The sequence below is a fragment of the Escherichia sp. E1130 genome (genome assembly GCF_005781065.1).
Taxonomy (GTDB): Bacteria; Pseudomonadota; Gammaproteobacteria; order Enterobacterales; family Enterobacteriaceae; genus Escherichia.
This window is the reverse complement of sequence record NZ_VATL01000004.1, coordinates 461,154-479,097: the sequence shown is the minus strand read 5'-3', so window position 1 is coordinate 479,097 and position 17,944 is coordinate 461,154. Positions and strand designations below refer to the sequence as shown.

Sequence of the window (17,944 nt, the reverse complement as noted above, 5' to 3'; positions counted from 1 at the left end):
CTGGCCTGAGTAATTACTTCACAGTGAATATTGGCTGATTCAGGCAGCAATAAATTAATACACTGTGATAAGCGACTTTTTCAGAGAAAAATACTCTCTGGCGATGGGGTTATAGTTTGTGCTGCGCAGATGTTAATAGTTTGTTTTCTACTATCTTATTGATATTTATTGGTGTATTTTTTGTTCTAATGACGGTTATAGATTATTCTGATCTACCCATTTATGGGTAAAAATACACATAATGCGGGTGACATAATAGTTAATTAACTTTTGTTAGCGTTTTGAAATTAAAAACACTATTTATCCTAAAGAATATTAAATCGATGAAATGAGAAGGGGATAATTATATTTGATCTGGCACAAGTTTTACTGATGGACGATGTAACTTGTGCCAGTGCTCTTTTGCATTACTGCAATAATTGTTACTTGCGGATAACCAATGGTGCGTTATTGGCAATATTGTTTCAGCAATGAGTAATGTTCCGCTTGAATACGGTAACGGTAAACCGGACGACCCGTGACGCCATAATGGATGCTGGTAAATAAGATGTGGCAGTTGACCAGCCAGATCAGGTACTTGCGGCAGGAAACGCGCGAGATGTTCACCTCGTTGGCCAACTCGTCGGTTGAAAACTCATAGTCCTGATGCGCGTCAATCCACTGGCACAGCGTGCGTAACGTCTGCGGCGTTAAGCCTTTTGGCAAGCGACGAGGATCCTGCTCGTTGGCGCTGCTGCCGTGGATTAGCTGATCCAGCTCGGCCTGGTCATAATACTGATGTTTTTCCAGCGCCATTTTCTTTTGTCGCCAGCCGGTGAGTGCCTCTTCAAAGCGTGATGCCTGGAAGGGTTTTATCAGGTAATCAACAACGCCGTAATGCAGCGAATCTTTAATCGTCGCGGCATCGGCGGCGGAAGAGATGACTATCACATCGCTTTTGCAGCGAGCGTTATGCAGTACCGGAAGTAAATCGAGCCCGTTCTCCTTCTGCATATAGATATCGAGCAATATCAGGTCAATAGACGTGTCGCTGTTGAAAATTATCTCTTTGGCTTTTTCCAGTGTCGAGGCCGTTCCGCAGCATTGAAAGCCCGGGATCTGCGCCACGTATCGGCGATTCAGCTCCGCCACCATTGCGTCGTCATCGATAATTAATACATTGATCATTTGCTCGACTTCTCCCCGTCCCAGGGTATCTGGACAAAAAATTGTGTGAAAATCCCGGGTTCCGATTCTACGGCGATACTGCCGTCGAGATTTTCTACCTGTTGTTTGACAAGAGCTAAACCGACGCCTCGTTCGCTTCCTTTTGTCGAGACACCTTTGTCAAAAATGTGATCGATTTTGTCGGGTGCGATCCCCGGTCCATCATCGTTAACTTCACAGTGCAGCCAGCCGTGACGGTAGTGCAATGTTACGCTAATTTCGCCTCCAGCTTCCGGCCCTAATGCCTCCAGCGCGTTTTCTATCAGATTTCCCAACGTGGTAATCAGCGTCGCGACCTGGTCTTCACTGCCGCTGTCGGGCAACTGGCTTTCGCTGTTTAAAATCAGCGTATGGCCTAAATCGGTCGCGCGGTTAATCTTGCTGATTAAAAAACCAGCGATAACCGGCGATTTGATCTTGCCCAACAGAGAGCCAATCTCTTCCTGATAGTTATTGGCTGTTTTGAGAATGTAATCTTCCAACTGCTTATAACTCTTCAGATGCAATAATCCGAGAATCACGTGCAATTTATTCATAAATTCGTGGGATCGTTCACGAAGTGCGTCAGCATAGTTGACCAGACCATCCAGTCGCTGCATCAGTTTACGTACTTCAGTTTTATCCCTGAAGGTTGAAATGGCACCGATGATAACGCCATTACTGCGCACCGGAACGGTGTTGATCAGTAATAGCCGATCTTTGACGGTAATCTCTTCGTCGCGGCGCGGCGTACCGTCGCGTAACACTTCCGAGACATCTACTACCTGTGACCACGAGTGGCTTAGCGTCGACAGTTTCTCATCGTCCTGCGACTTACGGTAATTCAGCAATTCTTGTGCGGCATCGTTGATCAGCGTGACTTCGCCGCGATCGTCCACGGCAACGACGCCTTCTTTGATAGACTGCAACATGGCCTGGCGTTGCTCAAACAGTGTGGATATTTCGTAGGGTTCCAGGCCGAAAAGGATTTTTTTCAGCACCTTAACCAGAATGCAGGTGCCGATGAGGCCGACCAGCATGCCAAATAACACCGACCAGATAATGCTCCAGCGACTGTCATTGATTTGTTGGGCCACGCGGCTTAATTCAAGGCCGATCGCCACCACGCCAATCTGTTTATTATTCTCATCATAGATGGGGGTAAATATGCGTAAAGCCTGCGCCAGAAAACCGCGATTGATAGCGACATTTTCTTCGCCATTCAGCGCTTTAAGGATGTCATCACCTTTAAATGGCTGACCAATACGCTGGGCTTCAGGATGCGAGTAGCGAAGACTTTGCATATCGGTAACGACAATAAATAGCAGATCGTTACGTTTGCGCACGGCTTCCGCGATGGCCTGGATCCCCCTCTCCTGCGGTTTTTTCTGCAAGCCCTGACGGATTTCCGGCGAATCGGCAAGGGTACGCGCTACCGCCAGCGCCTTGTTGGCCAGTCCGTCACGCGCCATATTACTGATTTGCGAGAAGTAAATCAGATGCACCGAGAACAGCACCGAGAACAGCACCGCGCTGACCATTAAGATCACTGTGGTACTCAATTTCATCGGACGTTTGCGTAACTTGCGGTAGGGCAATGGATGTCTCATCAGCTTCCTTGTGTGACAAATTTCTTAAGCATTATCTCTGATGAGGCAGATAATTCAAAGGGAGTAAGAATAATTGGCTATATAGGGGGAGAGACTCTGGAAACTGAAACTGCCGGTGCTGTATGAAGATTCCGGGCTATGCTTATTGCGAAAACCATACTGATGAGAGAGGGAAGGTCATGGATCAGGATCTACTGGACGGTGGTTATCGCTGCTATACCGGCGAAAAGATCGATGTCTATTTCAACACTGCAATATGTCAGCATTCTGGCAATTGCGTACGTGGCAACGGCAAGTTATTTAATCTCAAACGTAAGCCGTGGATCATGCCGGATGAAGTGGACGTCGCCACTGTAGTGAAAGTGATTGATACGTGCCCGAGCGGCGCACTGAAATACCGTCATAAATAAGCGAGGGAAAAATGGAAATACGTGAAGGTCACAATAAATTTTACATCAATGACGAACAGGGTAAGCAAATCGCTGAAATTGTCTTTGTGCCGACTGGAGAGAATTTAGCGATTATCGAACATACCGATGTTGATGAAAGCCTGAAAGGGCAAGGGATTGGTAAACAGTTGGTTGCGAAAGTCGTGGAAAAAATGCGCCGGGAAAAACGAAAAATTATCCCACTGTGCCCATTTGCGAAACACGAATTTGATAAAACGCGTGAGTATGATGATATTCGCAGTTGATGAGTAACGATATTTTTCATGCTCTGCGTAATGCGATGCAGGGGAGTATCTGAAGGGTCGGGGGATGCACAAAGAATGGTCAGAGAGAGCGTTTTCTTGTCCCAAGTCATCCCCTTTAGTGAGCAAAAAAAAAAGAATATCTCCTATATGAGAATCATCAATCGGGGTTAATAAACTTTGCATCCCCAGGGCATTTAATATTGATAGGAGTCTTATTATGGAAGGTAAAAAAAAGTTCAATACTTATGTCGTTTCTTTTGATTATCCATCATCTTATTCCTCAGTTTTCTTAAGGTTAAGATCATTGATGCATGATATGAACTTCTCCTCTATAGTGGCTGATGAATATGGAATACCACGACAATTGAATGAGAATTCTTTCGCAATAACGACATCATTAGCCGCAAGTGAAATTGAAGATTTAATCAGGATCAAATGCTTAGACTTGCCAGATATTGATTTTGACCTCAACATTATGATAGTTGATGACTATTTCCGTCAGTTTTACAAATAGATGGAAGGGATAAGAAGATATTCAAAATGACACTATTCTATAAAATATTAATTTTTTATGTGATTGGTGTGAACATATCCTTTGTCATTATCTGGTTTATCTCACATGAGAAAACACATATTCGTTTACTTAGTGCATTCCTGGTAGGAATAACCTGGCCAATGAGTCTGCCTGTGGCATTACTTTTTTCTCTCTTTTAGGAGCTGTGGTTGAGTGGATCCGCTGGTTATCTTGAAACGAAGCGTCTCTCCTCAAAACTTGATTTGCGGAACGACGAACGAAGCAGTCGCCTGGCTGCTTCGTTCATTAAAGTGAAACTTATTTCTGTGGACGCATCGCCGGGAAGAGAATAACGTCGCGAATAGTATGACTGTTAGTAAACAGCATAATCATTCGGTCGATACCAATTCCCAGACCTGCGGTTGGCGGCAGACCATATTCCAACGCAGTCACGTAATCTTCGTCGTAGAACATCGCTTCGTCGTCACCTGCAGCTTTGGCGTTAACCTGTTCCTGGAAACGTTCAGCCTGATCTTCTGCGTCGTTTAATTCGCTAAAACCATTACCGATTTCACGACCACCGATGAAGAATTCAAAACGGTCGGTGATTTCCGGGTTAACATCATTACGGCGCGCCAGCGGTGACACTTCTGCCGGATACTCAGTAATAAAGGTTGGCTGAATCAGATGTGCTTCTGCAACTTCATCAAAGATTTCGGTGACAATACGTCCCAGCCCCCAGCTTTTCTCTACTGTAATACCGATAGATTCAGCTAATGCTTTAGCGGCATCAAAATTATCCAGGTCGGCCATATCGGTTTCTGGACGATATTTTTTGATTGCTTCACGCATGGTGAGTTTTTCAAACGGTTTGCCGAAATCAAACACATGCTCGCCATAAGTGACTTTAGTGGTACCCAGTACCTCTTGTGCCAGGGTGCGGAACAGTGACTCTGTCAGTTCAATCAAATCGTGGTAATCCGCATACGCCATGTAGAGTTCCATCATCGTGAACTCAGGATTATGACGAACAGAAATACCTTCATTACGGAAGTTACGGTTGATTTCGAATACCCGTTCAAAACCACCTACAACCAGACGTTTCAGATACAGCTCCGGCGCGATACGCAGATACATATCTAAATCCAGAGCATTATGATGGGTAATAAACGGGCGAGCAGATGCCCCACCTGGAATTACCTGCATCATCGGGGTTTCTACTTCCATAAAGCCGCGTGCGACCATGAACTGGCGGATAGCGGCCAGAATTTTTGAACGGACAACAAACGTTTGACGGGATTTATCGTTAGCGATGAGGTCCAGATAACGTTGACGATAACGGACTTCCTGATCCTGCAGACCATGGAATTTATCTGGTAAAGGACGTAGTGCTTTAGTCAGCAGGCGTAACTCAGTACAGTGAATGGAAAGCTCACCAGTTTGCGTCTTAAACAGCGTACCGCGGGCACCGATAATGTCACCCAGGTCCCATTTTTTAAACTGATCGTTATAAACACCTTCTGGCAGGCTATCTCGTGCAACGTACAGTTGAATACGGCCACCGACATCCTGCAATGTTACAAAGGAGGCTTTCCCCATGATTCGACGGGTCATCATTCGGCCAGCAATCGAGACTTCAATGTTTAAGGATTCCAGTTCCTGGTTATCCTTCGCATCATACTCTTCGTGCAACTGGTCAGAAGTATGGTCGCGGCGAAAATCATTGGGAAACGCCACGCCTTGCTGACGCAGCGCTGCCAGTTTTTCGCGACGATTTCTCATTTCATCGTTAAAATCAATAGCCTCATTGGCTCCCTGTGTTTCTTGTTCAGACATTTTGGTTCCTCTTAATCCAGCTTTCAATTTAGCGTAGATAAAGAGACAGATCGGTACACTGTATTATCTGCCTCGACTATTAGTAACTCAGTTCATCTTATCTAAACCAACGCTTACCTCAAGTTGATATCACTAATAAATAACCATAAAAATGGTTTAAATATCTTATTAATCTGGGATTTGCTAGTGTGATTAACTGAAAGTAAATTGATTCATAACTAATTGTTTTTACGGAAGTTAATCGTTGCTTTCCTGTATCATATTCGTCGGAGTGCTAAACAGAAATCGGGTAGCAAAGGCCAATGCCACGATGATCGCGACACAAGCCAACGTCCACTCTCCCATCTGGGAAAAGAATCGCTGGTAAGCTGCAATTGCCATACCGCTAATTTGCGACTCTGTCGTCTGTTGTGCCACTACGCCTGCCAGCCAGTTGGCGACCGCGCCTGTTGCCAGCATATAAATACCGGTTAATACGCCAGACATTTTCAGACGCGTGATTTGCGCAATCGCCACCGGGTCAATAAAGAGTTCGGCAAAGCCCATTAGCGCCAGCCCGGATATCATCACACCCATTGACGCTTGACCGCCAGCCGCTGCATGTCGGGCATCAAATGCCAGCAACATAAAGCCACAAGCCATCAGCAGTAAGCCAAAGGCAAACTTCAGCCAGACGCGCAATGTTGAGTTGCCGTGGCTTTCTGGCGACGCCAGCCAGGCAAGTACAACTCCAGCGAGCATCACCGCAATTGCATTCACTGACTGGAATAGCGCGGTAGGTACTTCAATATTGAATGCCTGACGATTCACAAAGCGATCGATAAACAAGCTGATGGTACTGCCGCCCTGTTGTGCCAGTACCCAGAACAACGTCCCGACAAACATCAACAATACAATTTGCCAAAGAGCACGGCGGTGTTCGGGGAATTTGATCATCATGCGGGCAATGATTTGTGCAGCAATAAGGCAAACAATCGCCAGCAAATATCCGGACCAGTCGTTCTCCAGCAGCAGGGTAAAAAATACTGGGGCTAAACAGAGCATCACCACTAACCAGCTCCATACCGGTAAGGCAAATTTCACGCGAGTGAGCGCTTTTTTATCCATACTACGCGTGGACTGGAAATGACGATGACCGCTTAAGAAAATCAACAAACCGATAAACATGCCGCCACCCGCAAGGGCAAAGCCAACATGCCATCCATACCACTGAGCAGCCAGGCCGCAGGCGATGGGGGCTGCGATAGAACCGATATTGCCCGCAGCATACAGCAGCGAAAAACCGCCATCACGTCGATGATCGTTCTCGTCGTAGAGCTCGCCAAGCAAACAGCTGATGTTTGATTTGAATAAACCGTAGCCACAAATAATGATTGCCAGCGCCAGATACAGGCTAAAGGTTGAATTTGTATCAATGCCCAGCACCACATGGCCAAGGGTCATTAACAGCGCGCCGGCAATTACCGCAGTGCGGTTGCCGAGCAGGCGGTCGGCAAGCCAGCCGCCGAGAATAGGGGTAACGTAAACCAAAGAAGCGTATGCGCTGAACAGGCTGATGGCATGGTTATCATCAAAACCAAGCTGATGGGTGAGATAGAGAATGAGTAAGGCACGCATGCCGTAAAAACTGAAGTACTCCCAGATCTGGATCGCCACGATATAGTATATCGCGCGCGGCTGTGAGGGTGTTTTCATGTGTTCTCCTTATGAGCAAAAAAGGGAAGTGGCAAGCCACTTCCCTTGTACTAGCTAATTATTTTTTGCTTTCTTCTTTCAATACCTTAACGGTATAGCGGCCATCAGCCTGACGGTATGCACCGTGAATATCGGTTTCAAAGCCCGGATAGTGAGCGCCGATTTCACACAGCATCTGCAGGAACTCCAGAACCGGACGGCTTTCTTCGGTGATCATTTCACCCGGCATTACCAGAGGAACTCCCGGCGGATACGGAAGGATCATATTGGCGTTAATACGACCTACCATTTCGTCGAGGTAAACTTCTTCGGTCATACCGTGCAGCTCTTTCTGGAACGCAGCATACGGAGTCATTACCATTGTCGGCAGCACTTCAAATGCGCGATACATCAGATCCGGCAGATTGTGGTGAACAATCAGTTTGTGGATATTCTGAGCCAGTTCCTGAATACGCATGTTTTCATAGAATTCAGGATCTTCACGATACAGAGACGGCAGCATGTTTTTCACACGCAGGTTCAGGTCGAACGCACGTTTGAAGTCAGTCAGAGCACGCAGCAGGCTCAGTGCTTTGGTCTTATCAATACCGATGCTGAACAGGAACAGCAGGTTATACGGACCGGTCTTCTCAACAACGATGCCATGTTCGTCGAGGTATTTCGCCACGATGCTGGCCGGAATACCAAAGTCGCTCATGGTGCCGTCTTTTTCCATCCCCGGAGTCAGCAGAGTGACTTTGATCGGGTCAAGATACATGTGCTCGTTATCGATGTTTTTGAAGCCGTGCCAGGTGCTGTCAGAACGCAGCGGCCAGCATTCAGTAGTATCGATATGATCCGGCTGCCATACATCAAAGAACCAGCCATCAGATTCCGTTCTCAGACGTTTGATCTCTTTACGGAACTTGATCGCACGTTCAATGGAACCGTCGATCAGGCGTTTACCGGCATTACCTTTCATCATCGCCGCAGCGGTTTCAGTGGACGCCACGATACCGTAGTGCGGAGAAGTGGTGGTGTGCATCATGTAGGCTTCGTTAAAGGTTTCTTCGTTTACATCACCTTTAACGTGGATCATGGAAGCCTGAGAGAACGCCGCCAGCAGTTTGTGAGTGGACTGGGTTTCGTAAATCACTTTCCCTTCGACACGGCCACCGCTCATACCGCATTTACCTTCGTAAATCGGTGAGAAGTTGGTGTAAGGCACCCACGCGGAGTCAAAGTGGATGGATTTCACATCCAGCGTTTTCTTGATGAAGTCGGTGTTGTACAGCAGACCATCATAGGTAGAGTTAGTAATTACGGCATGTACCGGCCAGGTCGCGTTTGGTGTTTCTTTCACGCGCTTAGCAATGGTAGCGTGCTGGAATTCACTCTGTGGGATACCGCCAAGAATACCGTAAGCGTTACGGGTCGGGCGGAAATAGATTGGCGTAACATCGCTCATCATCATCAGGTGGGTCAGCGATTTGTGGCAGTTACGGTCAATCAGAATGGTGCTGCCTGCCGGAGCAGAGTACATACCAACAATTTTGTTCGCAGTGGAAGTACCGTTGGTCACCATGTAGCTGCGCTCTGCGTTAAAGACGCGAGCGATATACTGTTCTGCTTCTTTGTGTGGACCGCTGTGATCCAGCAGGGAACCCAGTTCAGATACTGAAATGGAAATATCAGATTTCATGGTGTTCGGACCAAAGAAATCATAGAACAGGCTACCTACCGGGCTTTTCTGGAATGCAGTACCGCCCATGTGACCAGGAGTACAGAAAGTATATTTACCTTCACGAACATATTTAAACAGCGCTTTGGTCAGCGGAGGCAGAATAGTGTTGATATATTCGTCAGTGGTCTGCTTGATCTTGTTAGCAATATCATCAGCAGCACCCAGCGCATATTCAAAGAAGCTAATCTGTAAACGCAGATCGTTCAGGCTTACATCGAGTGTGGAATATGTATTAGCGAACGCGTACAACGGCAGGTTCTCGTTCATTTTGCTAATTTCTTCGCACAACTCGAGATTATATTTATCCCAGTCAAAAATAACACCGCACAGACGCGCATTGTTTTCGATCAGTTTTAATAAGTCGTCACGGTCGTTCGGGTAAACAATCTGGAAGTTCAGACGTTCAAGCGCGCGATGAAGTTCACGGATGGGTTCTTCTTTAAAATAAACCCCCATGTGATTCAATATTGCAATAACGTTCATAGTCATATCTCCAGGTAAAAAAGGCCCCTCCCAACACATGGGACAAAATGAAAGGAGGAGCCTCGGAAAATACTTTTAATTAATGTGCGTTAGATGCTGTGTGGTTATCCATTGAGTGGCTCTGGCGCTCATGCATTTTGCGAGCGTAGAACATCAGGATAATCAGGCTGACGATGAAGGTACCTGCCAGCTCGAAGGAGCTTGCGCCCATCAGAGCGATGAAGCAGAACACGCAACCCAGTACAGAGCAGATCAGGCTGACAAAGTTGCGGATGTTAACGCCTTCAAAACGAATCAGGTCAACGCAAGAGTAGAAGTACGGCAGCATAGTCAGCAGTACTGCGATACCGGTCAGTTCACCGAACAGGTCAGATGCTTTACCACCGGCAGAGTTCATCAGAGTGATGAGGATCATCAGGGCAGTCATTTTCACTGCAGCCAGCAGCAGACCTTTTTTCGGAATACCGTTGCTGTCGACTTCACCATAAACTTTCGGGAAGTTACCGTCGTTAGCGGCACGTACACCTGCCTGGCCTACCAGCATCATCCAGGAGCCCAGAGAAGTCAGGCACGCAAAGGCGGTGAATGCAGAAACCAGCGGCGCAGCCCAGTTACCGAGGATAGTTGAAGCACTGATTGCAAACGGAGCACCGGAAGCTGCCATTACAGAAGACGGATACATACCGGAAAGCACCTGAGTCGCAGCAATGTAAACAATACCTGCTAAACCAGTACCCAGCATGGTTGCCAGTGGAACGGTACGTTTCGGGTTTTTAACCATACCAGTACTTACAGCTGCGGATTCAACACCCACGAAGGCCCACAGGCAGAGCAGAATACTTTTAATGATCGCATGACCATCAGTGGTACCCGCAGTATTCCAGTTAGCTGCATAAGTTGCAGCATCAAACCAATGCCAGCCAACAATAGCAGTCATAACCACAGGAATAAGAACCAGCACCAGGCCAATAGTGGTTAAACGGCTTACCCAGGTACCGCCGAGCATATTTACAAAGGTAAATACCCAGACGATAGCAATACAGGCGATACCCGCCGGAACAGGATCATTTAATACTGGGAAGAAGGTGGAAAGATAAGATACAGCGGTAATACCAATCGCCAGGTTACCAATCCAGTTAGCATGGTAATAAAGAACACCTGTCTGAAAACCAAATGCAGGGGAAATTTCTCCAGCATAAGCAATTGGGCCACCTTGTTGCGGGTTCTTTGTTGCCAGTCGGGCATATACATAAGCCAGCGACATTGCACCAATAATAGAAATGATCCAACCCCAGATAGCAATACCACCGATACTTGCAAGGTTCGCAGGTAATAATGCAATACCGCTCCCCATCATATTACCGGCAACAACACCGGTACAGGCAAATAGCCCAATCTTCTTGGCAGAACTCATGCTCTTCTCCTAATTTCATTTTAGAATTTGGAGTCCGGGTCATGATGTATAACTATTTACTGACCAGACCAAACTGGCGACAAGACTACTCAAAAAAAAAGATTAATCCTAAAGATTAGGTGAAATAATACAAAAGTTTATGTCAGTGAGGATTTTAGCTCTTCATTAACAGATCAGAATCGCAAGTTGATATCATGAAAAGATAAACATTCAATATTTACAATGAATTACGAGAAAGTTGCTGGTTAAATTTATGTAATAAAAAATTATGCAGCAAATAAATTGCTGCAACATGTTATGTCAATAAATATACAAGCGTTTAACGCTAAAAATCCCCACGAATGAATCAACCCAGGATTCGTTTATTCTGAAGCGAGAAATTTGTCGAGATAAGGAACAACATAAGAAACAGAAGTCTGGAATATGCCATTTTCAATCCAGTAAAGGGTGTTTGCTCCTGGGCGTAAATTAAAGGCGGTGAGATATGCATCAGCAGCTTCTCGGTTCATCCCCTTCATCTCATAAACTTTGCCAAGCAACACATAATTTAGCCAGGACATTTCAAGGTCAATGCCAGTATTTATCGCCTGATAAGATTCGTCTGTTTTTCCTTTTGTCAGAGCACTGACCGCTTTTATTTGATAGAGAATGGCCAGACTATTCATTCCTGGCAGTGTAGCAATGTTATCAATTTCTGTGTTCAGTGCTGCTAATTGTTTTTCATCTAAAGGATGCTGAGAATGACGTACTATATCAACTAATGCTTTCTCTGCTCTCGCGTAGGTAAATTCGGGAGATGATTGAACAATCTCACCTAATAACTCACTGGCACGGTTCAATGATTTATCATCACCATGCATTAAATAATCATGTGCCTGATAAAAATTAGTTAATAACGCACCACGATGAGGCAAAATTTGTTGGAGCATCTCCTGCATTTGTTGTGGCCACGGTTGATTTAACGCTTTTGACAAACTCTCCAGTAAATCATTTTGAATCGCCAGCTGATTACCGTTAGTGATGACATAACGTTTATCCAGCATGGTTGAACCATCTGCATTGTCTACCAATTTCACCGACATAAAGCACTGTTGAGCGCGGTATTGGCGCTGATTAACAAACGCAATAGATAATGTTTTACCGGAACTGCTCGGTTCATCAATGTTGTAGTTGATTTTGTCATGAACCATAAAAGTGGAGAAGGTATTAAGTGACGTAGCCACCAAATCACCCACGCCTATCGCGTAAGAGAGCTGATACGGGGAAGTCCAGCTGTTACAACTCTTATTCACCATATTAATGTCAATATCGCGTGGATTGAGCAAAATACGCGATTTACTCATAGGAAGGCGCGTTTCAAGACTGGAAAACGCCACCAGTGCTACACAGATACCTAACGACAACAGGAAAAAAAACCATACCCAAAAGGTAGTGAATCGTTTGCTTTTAACTGGGGATTGTTCAGGTGGCGTTGCGGTGTTTTGAATGTTAAGACTGTGGGAAGGAGAATCTGTGTCAGGAATCGCCTCTGGTATAGGGGGAGGCGAAGATTGCATTATTTCTTCTCCCTCCTCTTCGCTGTACCAGATAACTGGCACCATTAATTTATAACCGCGCTTTGGAACAGTAGCGATATAGACAAGACTATCTTCATCATTATCTTTTAATGACTTACGCAGTTCTGAGATACTCTGCGTTACAACGTGATTGGTAACAATACTTCTCTTCCAGACATTATCGATAAGTTCATCTCTGCTAAGTACTTCGCCACTGTGTTGAGCAAAGAAAACCAGAAGATCGATTAGTCTCGGCTCAAGGGTAAGTTGACGCCCATTGCGACTAATTTGGTTTATGGACGGAGTAACAAGCCACTCGCCAACGCGAACTACAGGTTGTTGCATAATAAAAACTCATTCGAAAAGGGAATGGTGCAATGATAATTGCCATAACCTATTTTTACCATCTATAGATGGATGCGTTTACATATTACAGGTGAATGTGAGACGTTATTTTTACCACCCGTAAACCTCTTGATTACATCGCCTTACGAAATGACTTTAATGAGAATCAGAAGTAATTTGCCTTACCACCAAGATTGATTATCTTTGCCAAAGAAAACGTTCAGAAAATAATCCCCGGAAAATTGCCTGGAACGCTTACTATTTTAATGGATTGTTAGTCTTTGCATGATCAAACGGACTGATACATTTCTCTTTGTTCGCATCCAGGAAATCTCATCAGTCGGCGTTCTGTTTATGGATGCGTTACGCTCCTGATGACGTCATTTGACGTTCAACAGCATCACGGGGCCGCACGACATTTCGCGTCAGTCAGTGTCATAGCTCAGGGACAAATTTTCTCAAACAGGGGTATACCCGCAAAATGCTGGTGATGTGGGGAGAATTTGGTTGAGTTTGGTGGGAGTGATTTGGAGGAAGAACGGTTAAATCGTCGCGTCCTGAAACGAAAAACGGACCTCCGTGGAGGTCCGTTCATATGAATTTGGTGCCCGGACTCGGAATCGAACCAAGGACACGGGGATTTTCAATCCCCTGCTCTACCGACTGAGCTATCCGGGCAACGGGGCGCATTAAACCGTAATCTGCACATCTCGTCAACCTAATTTCAGTAAAAGCGATTCAACTGCTTAAGATTGCGGCAAATCGCTTCTTTTCTGTGTTTCTGTCAGGTCAGTGCGCCACCCTGGCGGCAGCGAGCGAAGCGCAGGATATCTTCCGCCAGCCGATGTGCGGTGTCGACATCCGCCTGGCTACGATTCACCAGCATTCGGCTTAAACAACCTTCCAGCACCAGTTCCATCTGCTTTGCTACCATCGCCGGATCGTCCACTTCCAGCGTGGTTAACAGTTCGTGGGTAAAGTCGTAGGCCGCGCTTTTTTGCTGATCGGCCAATTGATGAATAGGGTGGCCAGGATCGGGATAAAACGTACAGGCAGCGATAAACAGACAGCCCGGATAGCGGTTGTTTTTAACGCACTCCGATAGCGCCTGATAACGTGCCAGCAGCTTTTGTTCGGCGGTTTGCGTTTCGTCCAGCATCAGCTGACGACGCCAGACATCTATCTGTTGGCTAAGATAGCGCAGGGCATCGTAGAGGATCGCCTCTTTGTCTGGCCAGAAGCGGCGCAGCTCGTCCAGTGGATAATCCACACGTTCAGCAACCATCTCCAGCGTGGTGTTGGCAATCCCTTGTAATTCTAATAATTTCAGGGCTTCTCCCAGTACATCTTCACGTTGCACGCTATTTTCCTCCGTCTTTCCCACTGAAGTGTCGTTCACGGTTGGCGATCGCGCAAATGTGCGCTGAAGGTTTCAGCATCCATAAAGCCCGTGACGCGCGCTTGTGGATGCTCCTGGCCTTGTCCGTCAAAAAAGAGAATTGTCGGTAGGCCAAGGACATTTAGATGCTTTAACAGCGCCACATCTTGTGCGTCGTTGGCAGTGACGTTGGCCTGAAGTAAGACCGTGTCTGCTAACGCTTTTTGCACCTGCGGGTCGCTGAAGGTGTATTTCTCAAACTCTTTACAGGCGACGCACCAGTCGGCATAGAGATCTAACATCACCGGTTTGCCTTTGGCTTCAGCGAGTGCCTGATTTAACTCATCTACCGTTTTGATTTGTGTAAAGTTGAGATGCGCCTGAGTTTGCGCGGTATGCGTCGCGCCAAATGCCCAATCCTGGAGTGGGCGCACGCTAACCAATGCTGCCGCCAGCAGGATAATTTGCACAATACGCATCCAGCCGCGTTTGGCCTGTAAGCTGGTGATAAAGGCCCAGCCAAAGAACGCGACACCCAGCGCCGACCACAAGCGTAATCCCCAGACATCACCAACTACTCGCTCCAGCAGGAAGACCGGAAGTGCGAGGATCACAAAACCAAACGCGGTTTTGACCTGTTCCATCCACGGGCCGCTTTTCGGCAGCAGGCGGTTACCAAAGACGGTTATTAGCATCAGCGGCAGGCCCATGCCCAGCGCATAGAGATAAAGCGTGCCGCCCCCCAGCCACATGTTCCCGCTTTGGGCGATATACAACAGAATCGCGCTAAGCGGTGCGGTGGTGCATGGTGAACAGATCAGCCCGGCAATCGCCCCCATAACAAACACACCGCCGGGCGAGCCACCTTGTTGGCGATTGCTCATTAGCGTGAGGCGCGTTTGCAGCGAAGAGGGGAGTTGCAGGGTAAACAAGCCAAACATCGACATCGCCAGCAAGGTAAAGACAATAGCGAGGCCGATAAGTACGTAAGGATGCTGTAGCGCTGCCTGGAACTGTAATCCTGCGGCGGCAACCACCAGACCCAGTGCCGTGTAAGTCAGCGCCATCCCTTGCACATAAATAAAGGTCAGCAACAATGCTCTGGCAGTGGAGAGCCGCTGTTTACCGCCCAGCACGATGCCAGAAATCAGTGGGTACATTGGCAGCACGCATGGCGTAAAGGCGATACCAATACCGATCAACAACGCCCAGAGCGCGGAAAAGGGCAATTGCGCGGTGGGCTGCTCTTGCTGCGGAACTGATGCAGACGGTGGCGTCGCGTTGTTAGTAACCACTTCGCTTAACGGAACGGTTTTGGTTTCTGGCGGATAACAAAAACCGGCGTCAGCACAGCCCTGGTAGGTGACAGTCAATGTCGCACCCGCACTTGCCTGGTTGATGGTCACAGGAAGCGTCAGCCGCTCGCGGTAAATCTCGCTTTTGCCGTAAAACTCATCTTCATGCCAGACGCCCTGGGGCAGCTGCACGTCGGCAATTTTCGCTTGTTCCGGCGTAATGCGGATCTGTTTACGGTAAAGATAGTAACCGTCTTTGATCTGCCAGCTCAGATTAAGCTCATGTTGGTTTTGCTGAAAATCAAAAGCAAAGGCTTGATCCGCGGGGACAAATTGTGAGCGTCCCGGCGCGTCGAATAATCCGGCAAAAACGGAAGTGCTGCAAAGTAGCAGGATCAGCGTAAAGATGCGTTGAGCCATGAGAGGTAATCTGTGTCTCCGTGTGTAACAGGTAAAACCAGAAGCTCCGGGGTTTGATACGGATGATGAGACTTCAGGCATTCCAGCAGTGCCTGCTGGTGAGATACGGTGGTTTTTAAAATCATCTGCACTTCGTATTCCTGTTCCAGTTTACCTTCCCAGTAATAGAGAGAGGTAGCGCCAGGAATCAAGGTTGCGCAGGCCGCCAGTTTTTCCGCCAACACTTTGGCAGCTAATTCCTGGGCCGTCGCTTCATCCGGCGCGGTGCACAGCACCACGACGGACGCGGTATTCGAACTTTTTTCATCAAGCATAAACACCTCGCAAGAACAGATGGAACCGCAAGAGAGAGGTCACTATACAACGGACGGGGAAAGGATGTTAGTCGGCGGGAAAGAAAGCGGGGCGTGAACGCCCCGCGATTTGTCATTACAGCATCACGCTGCCCAGCACGAAGCCGAAGCAAACGGCCAGGGCAACACCCAGAGTACCTGGGATAAAGAACGGATGGTTGAAGACGAATTTACCGATACGAGTGGTACCCGTGTCATCCATCTGTACCGCAGCAACCAGCGTCGGGTAGGTCGGCAGAATGAACAGACCAGACACGGCTGCGAAAGAAGCTACAGCGGTCAGTGGAGAAACGTTCAGCGCCAGAGCCATCGGCATCAGTGCTTTTGCAGTTGCAGCCTGAGAGTACAGCAGAGCAGAAGCAAAGAAGAAGATAACAGCCAGCAGCCACGGATGGCCCTGAATAACTTCACCAGCGGTATCTTTGATCCAGTCGATGTTGTTGGAAACGAAAGTATCGCCCAGCCATGCAACACCCAGGATACAAATACAGGCGCTCATACCTGCTTTGAAGGTGCTGGAGTTGAGGATGTTGTCGGTGTCCACTTTACAAAGAACAGTGGTCAGGGTTGCAACGCTCAACATGATAATCAGGATCGCGTTAGTGGTGTTCATCAGCGGTTTTTCAACCAGGCCCATGCTCGGGCTGTTGATAATCGCATAGATAACCACGCCAACTACGCCCAGCAGGAACAGCCAGACGGATGCTTTCGCGCCTTGTTTGATTTCAATCTGTTTCTCACCGCGCAGTTCAACCAGACCTTCTTCCAGACGCTTGCGATAAATCGGATCGTCAGACAGTTTGGAGTTGAAAAGCATGGTTACCAGGAAGGACATCACCAGAACTGCCAGCAGGGTAGACGGGATGACCACAGAGAGCAGATGCAGGTAGCTGATGCCATGACCTTCCATCACGGAAGACATGTAAACCACCGCCGCAGAGATTGGCGATGCGGTGATCGCAATCTGCGCGGATACCACTGCAGTAGACAGCGGACGGCAAGGTTTAACGCCTTGTTCCTTCGCAACTTCAGCGATAACTGGCAGTGTCGCCAGAGAGATGTTGCCGGTACCAGCAAAGATGGTCAGGAAATAGGTTACGATCGGTGCAAGGATCGTGATGTATTTCGGGTTACGGCGCAGCAGCTTTTCTGTCTGATGAACCAGATAGTCCAGACCGCCAGCAACCTGCATAGCAGAAATAGCAGCGATAACCGCCATGATAATGGAAATGACATCGAATGGGATGTTACCAGGCTTGACGCCGATAGCGGCAAGAACCAGCACCCCCAATCCACCTGCAAAACCAATACCAATTCCCCCTAATCTGGCGCCCAAGAAGATCGCCAGCAAAACGATGATGAGTTCTACAACTAGCATATTAGCCTTCCTTGTTTTTTAACAAGTTGATATCAGGTTGTTGTTTTTAAGTTACTACTCACAAG

The 17,944-nt window shown here is 47.3% G+C and carries 15 protein-coding genes and 1 tRNA gene; 4 read left to right on the top strand and 12 right to left on the bottom strand.

Annotated elements, in window-relative coordinates; translation table 11 throughout:
* Window positions 1-447: 447 nt before the first annotated feature.
* Window positions 448-1,167 (bottom strand): two-component system response regulator DcuR, encoded by a 720-nt coding sequence (gene dcuR, locus FEK66_RS05085; RefSeq protein ID WP_130205923.1) that lies wholly within the window; start codon window positions 1,165-1,167, stop codon window positions 448-450.
* A complete protein-coding gene (locus tag FEK66_RS05080) occupies window positions 1,164-2,795 on the bottom strand; it encodes a sensor histidine kinase (protein WP_135495139.1) in 1,632 nt (543 codons plus the stop codon). The genes dcuR and FEK66_RS05080 overlap by 4 nt, the downstream gene beginning before the upstream one ends.
* Window positions 2,796-2,974: 179 nt before the next feature.
* Between FEK66_RS05080 and yjdI the strand changes: the two genes are divergently transcribed.
* From yjdI to ghoT, 4 genes are all read left to right on the top strand, one after another.
* Entirely contained in the window at window positions 2,975-3,205 is a 231-nt protein-coding gene (gene yjdI / locus FEK66_RS05075) for a 4Fe-4S mono-cluster protein YjdI (RefSeq protein WP_130205927.1), read from the top strand.
* A gap of 11 nt (window positions 3,206-3,216) precedes the next feature.
* The gene (locus FEK66_RS05070; protein ID WP_000405647.1) at window positions 3,217-3,489 is read left to right on the top strand and encodes a GNAT family N-acetyltransferase; all 273 of its coding nucleotides are present in this window, start codon (window positions 3,217-3,219) and stop codon (window positions 3,487-3,489) included.
* Window positions 3,490-3,706: 217 nt separating this feature from the next.
* Entirely contained in the window at window positions 3,707-4,003 is a 297-nt protein-coding gene (gene ghoS, locus FEK66_RS05065; protein ID WP_130205929.1) for a type V toxin-antitoxin system endoribonuclease antitoxin GhoS, read from the top strand.
* Between the two features lie 26 nt (window positions 4,004-4,029).
* Window positions 4,030-4,203 (top strand): type V toxin-antitoxin system toxin GhoT, encoded by a 174-nt coding sequence (ghoT, locus tag FEK66_RS05060; RefSeq protein ID WP_130205931.1) that lies wholly within the window; start codon window positions 4,030-4,032, stop codon window positions 4,201-4,203.
* Window positions 4,204-4,321: 118 nt separating this feature from the next.
* Here ghoT and lysS read toward each other — a convergent pair whose 3' ends face one another.
* From lysS to dcuA, 10 genes are all read right to left on the bottom strand, one after another.
* Window positions 4,322-5,839 carry a lysine--tRNA ligase gene (gene lysS / locus FEK66_RS05055; protein ID WP_135495138.1) on the bottom strand — a complete coding sequence of 506 codons (1,518 nt, stop codon included), beginning with the start codon at window positions 5,837-5,839 and terminating at the stop codon, window positions 4,322-4,324.
* A 237-nt stretch (window positions 5,840-6,076) separates the two neighbouring features.
* Window positions 6,077-7,534 carry a dipeptide/tripeptide permease DtpC gene (gene dtpC / locus FEK66_RS05050; RefSeq protein WP_130205935.1) on the bottom strand — a complete coding sequence of 486 codons (1,458 nt, stop codon included), beginning with the start codon at window positions 7,532-7,534 and terminating at the stop codon, window positions 6,077-6,079.
* Window positions 7,535-7,592: 58 nt separating this feature from the next.
* The gene (cadA, locus tag FEK66_RS05045; RefSeq protein WP_130205937.1) at window positions 7,593-9,740 is read right to left on the bottom strand and encodes a lysine decarboxylase CadA; all 2,148 of its coding nucleotides are present in this window, start codon (window positions 9,738-9,740) and stop codon (window positions 7,593-7,595) included.
* 79 nt (window positions 9,741-9,819) lie between these two features.
* The gene (gene cadB, locus FEK66_RS05040) at window positions 9,820-11,154 is read right to left on the bottom strand and encodes a cadaverine/lysine antiporter (RefSeq protein ID WP_130205939.1); all 1,335 of its coding nucleotides are present in this window, start codon (window positions 11,152-11,154) and stop codon (window positions 9,820-9,822) included.
* A gap of 362 nt (window positions 11,155-11,516) precedes the next feature.
* Window positions 11,517-13,055 carry a lysine decarboxylation/transport transcriptional activator CadC gene (cadC, locus tag FEK66_RS05035; protein ID WP_135495137.1) on the bottom strand — a complete coding sequence of 513 codons (1,539 nt, stop codon included), beginning with the start codon at window positions 13,053-13,055 and terminating at the stop codon, window positions 11,517-11,519.
* 602 nt (window positions 13,056-13,657) lie between these two features.
* Window positions 13,658-13,733: transfer RNA gene (locus FEK66_RS05025), tRNA-Phe, on the bottom strand.
* Between the two features lie 106 nt (window positions 13,734-13,839).
* Window positions 13,840-14,415, bottom strand: a complete 576-nt coding sequence (locus FEK66_RS05020; RefSeq protein ID WP_001188520.1) for a transcriptional regulator — start codon at window positions 14,413-14,415, stop codon at window positions 13,840-13,842.
* A gap of 35 nt (window positions 14,416-14,450) precedes the next feature.
* Window positions 14,451-16,148, bottom strand: coding sequence for a protein-disulfide reductase DsbD (gene dsbD / locus FEK66_RS05015; protein WP_130259504.1), 1,698 nt, complete (start codon window positions 16,146-16,148; stop codon window positions 14,451-14,453).
* Complete coding sequence (gene cutA / locus FEK66_RS05010) at window positions 16,124-16,462, bottom strand: divalent cation tolerance protein CutA (RefSeq protein WP_064525746.1); 339 nt, start codon at window positions 16,460-16,462, stop codon at window positions 16,124-16,126. The genes dsbD and cutA overlap by 25 nt, the downstream gene beginning before the upstream one ends.
* Before the next feature lie 115 nt (window positions 16,463-16,577).
* The gene (gene dcuA, locus FEK66_RS05005) at window positions 16,578-17,879 is read right to left on the bottom strand and encodes an anaerobic C4-dicarboxylate transporter DcuA (protein ID WP_130205947.1); all 1,302 of its coding nucleotides are present in this window, start codon (window positions 17,877-17,879) and stop codon (window positions 16,578-16,580) included.
* Window positions 17,880-17,944 lie beyond the last annotated feature (65 nt).

Excerpts from the sequence above, each read along its gene's own strand:
- dcuR (WP_130205923.1), bottom strand. The coding sequence starts at position 1,167 with ATGATCAATGTATTAATTATCGATGACGACGCAATGGTGGCGGAGCTG.
- FEK66_RS05080 (WP_135495139.1), bottom strand. The coding sequence starts at position 2,795 with ATGAGACATCCATTGCCCTACCGCAAGTTACGCAAACGTCCGATGAAA.
- yjdI (WP_130205927.1), top strand. The coding sequence starts at position 2,975 with ATGGATCAGGATCTACTGGACGGTGGTTATCGCTGCTATACCGGCGAA.
- FEK66_RS05070 (WP_000405647.1), top strand. The coding sequence starts at position 3,217 with ATGGAAATACGTGAAGGTCACAATAAATTTTACATCAATGACGAACAG.
- ghoS (WP_130205929.1), top strand. The coding sequence starts at position 3,707 with ATGGAAGGTAAAAAAAAGTTCAATACTTATGTCGTTTCTTTTGATTAT.
- ghoT (WP_130205931.1), top strand. The coding sequence starts at position 4,030 with ATGACACTATTCTATAAAATATTAATTTTTTATGTGATTGGTGTGAAC.
- lysS (WP_135495138.1), bottom strand. The coding sequence starts at position 5,839 with ATGTCTGAACAAGAAACACAGGGAGCCAATGAGGCTATTGATTTTAAC.
- dtpC (WP_130205935.1), bottom strand. The coding sequence starts at position 7,534 with ATGAAAACACCCTCACAGCCGCGCGCGATATACTATATCGTGGCGATC.
- cadA (WP_130205937.1), bottom strand. The coding sequence starts at position 9,740 with ATGAACGTTATTGCAATATTGAATCACATGGGGGTTTATTTTAAAGAA.
- cadB (WP_130205939.1), bottom strand. The coding sequence starts at position 11,154 with ATGAGTTCTGCCAAGAAGATTGGGCTATTTGCCTGTACCGGTGTTGTT.
- cadC (WP_135495137.1), bottom strand. The coding sequence starts at position 13,055 with ATGCAACAACCTGTAGTTCGCGTTGGCGAGTGGCTTGTTACTCCGTCC.
- dsbD (WP_130259504.1), bottom strand. The coding sequence starts at position 16,148 with ATGGCTCAACGCATCTTTACGCTGATCCTGCTACTTTGCAGCACTTCC.
- cutA (WP_064525746.1), bottom strand. The coding sequence starts at position 16,462 with ATGCTTGATGAAAAAAGTTCGAATACCGCGTCCGTCGTGGTGCTGTGC.
- dcuA (WP_130205947.1), bottom strand. The coding sequence starts at position 17,879 with ATGCTAGTTGTAGAACTCATCATCGTTTTGCTGGCGATCTTCTTGGGC.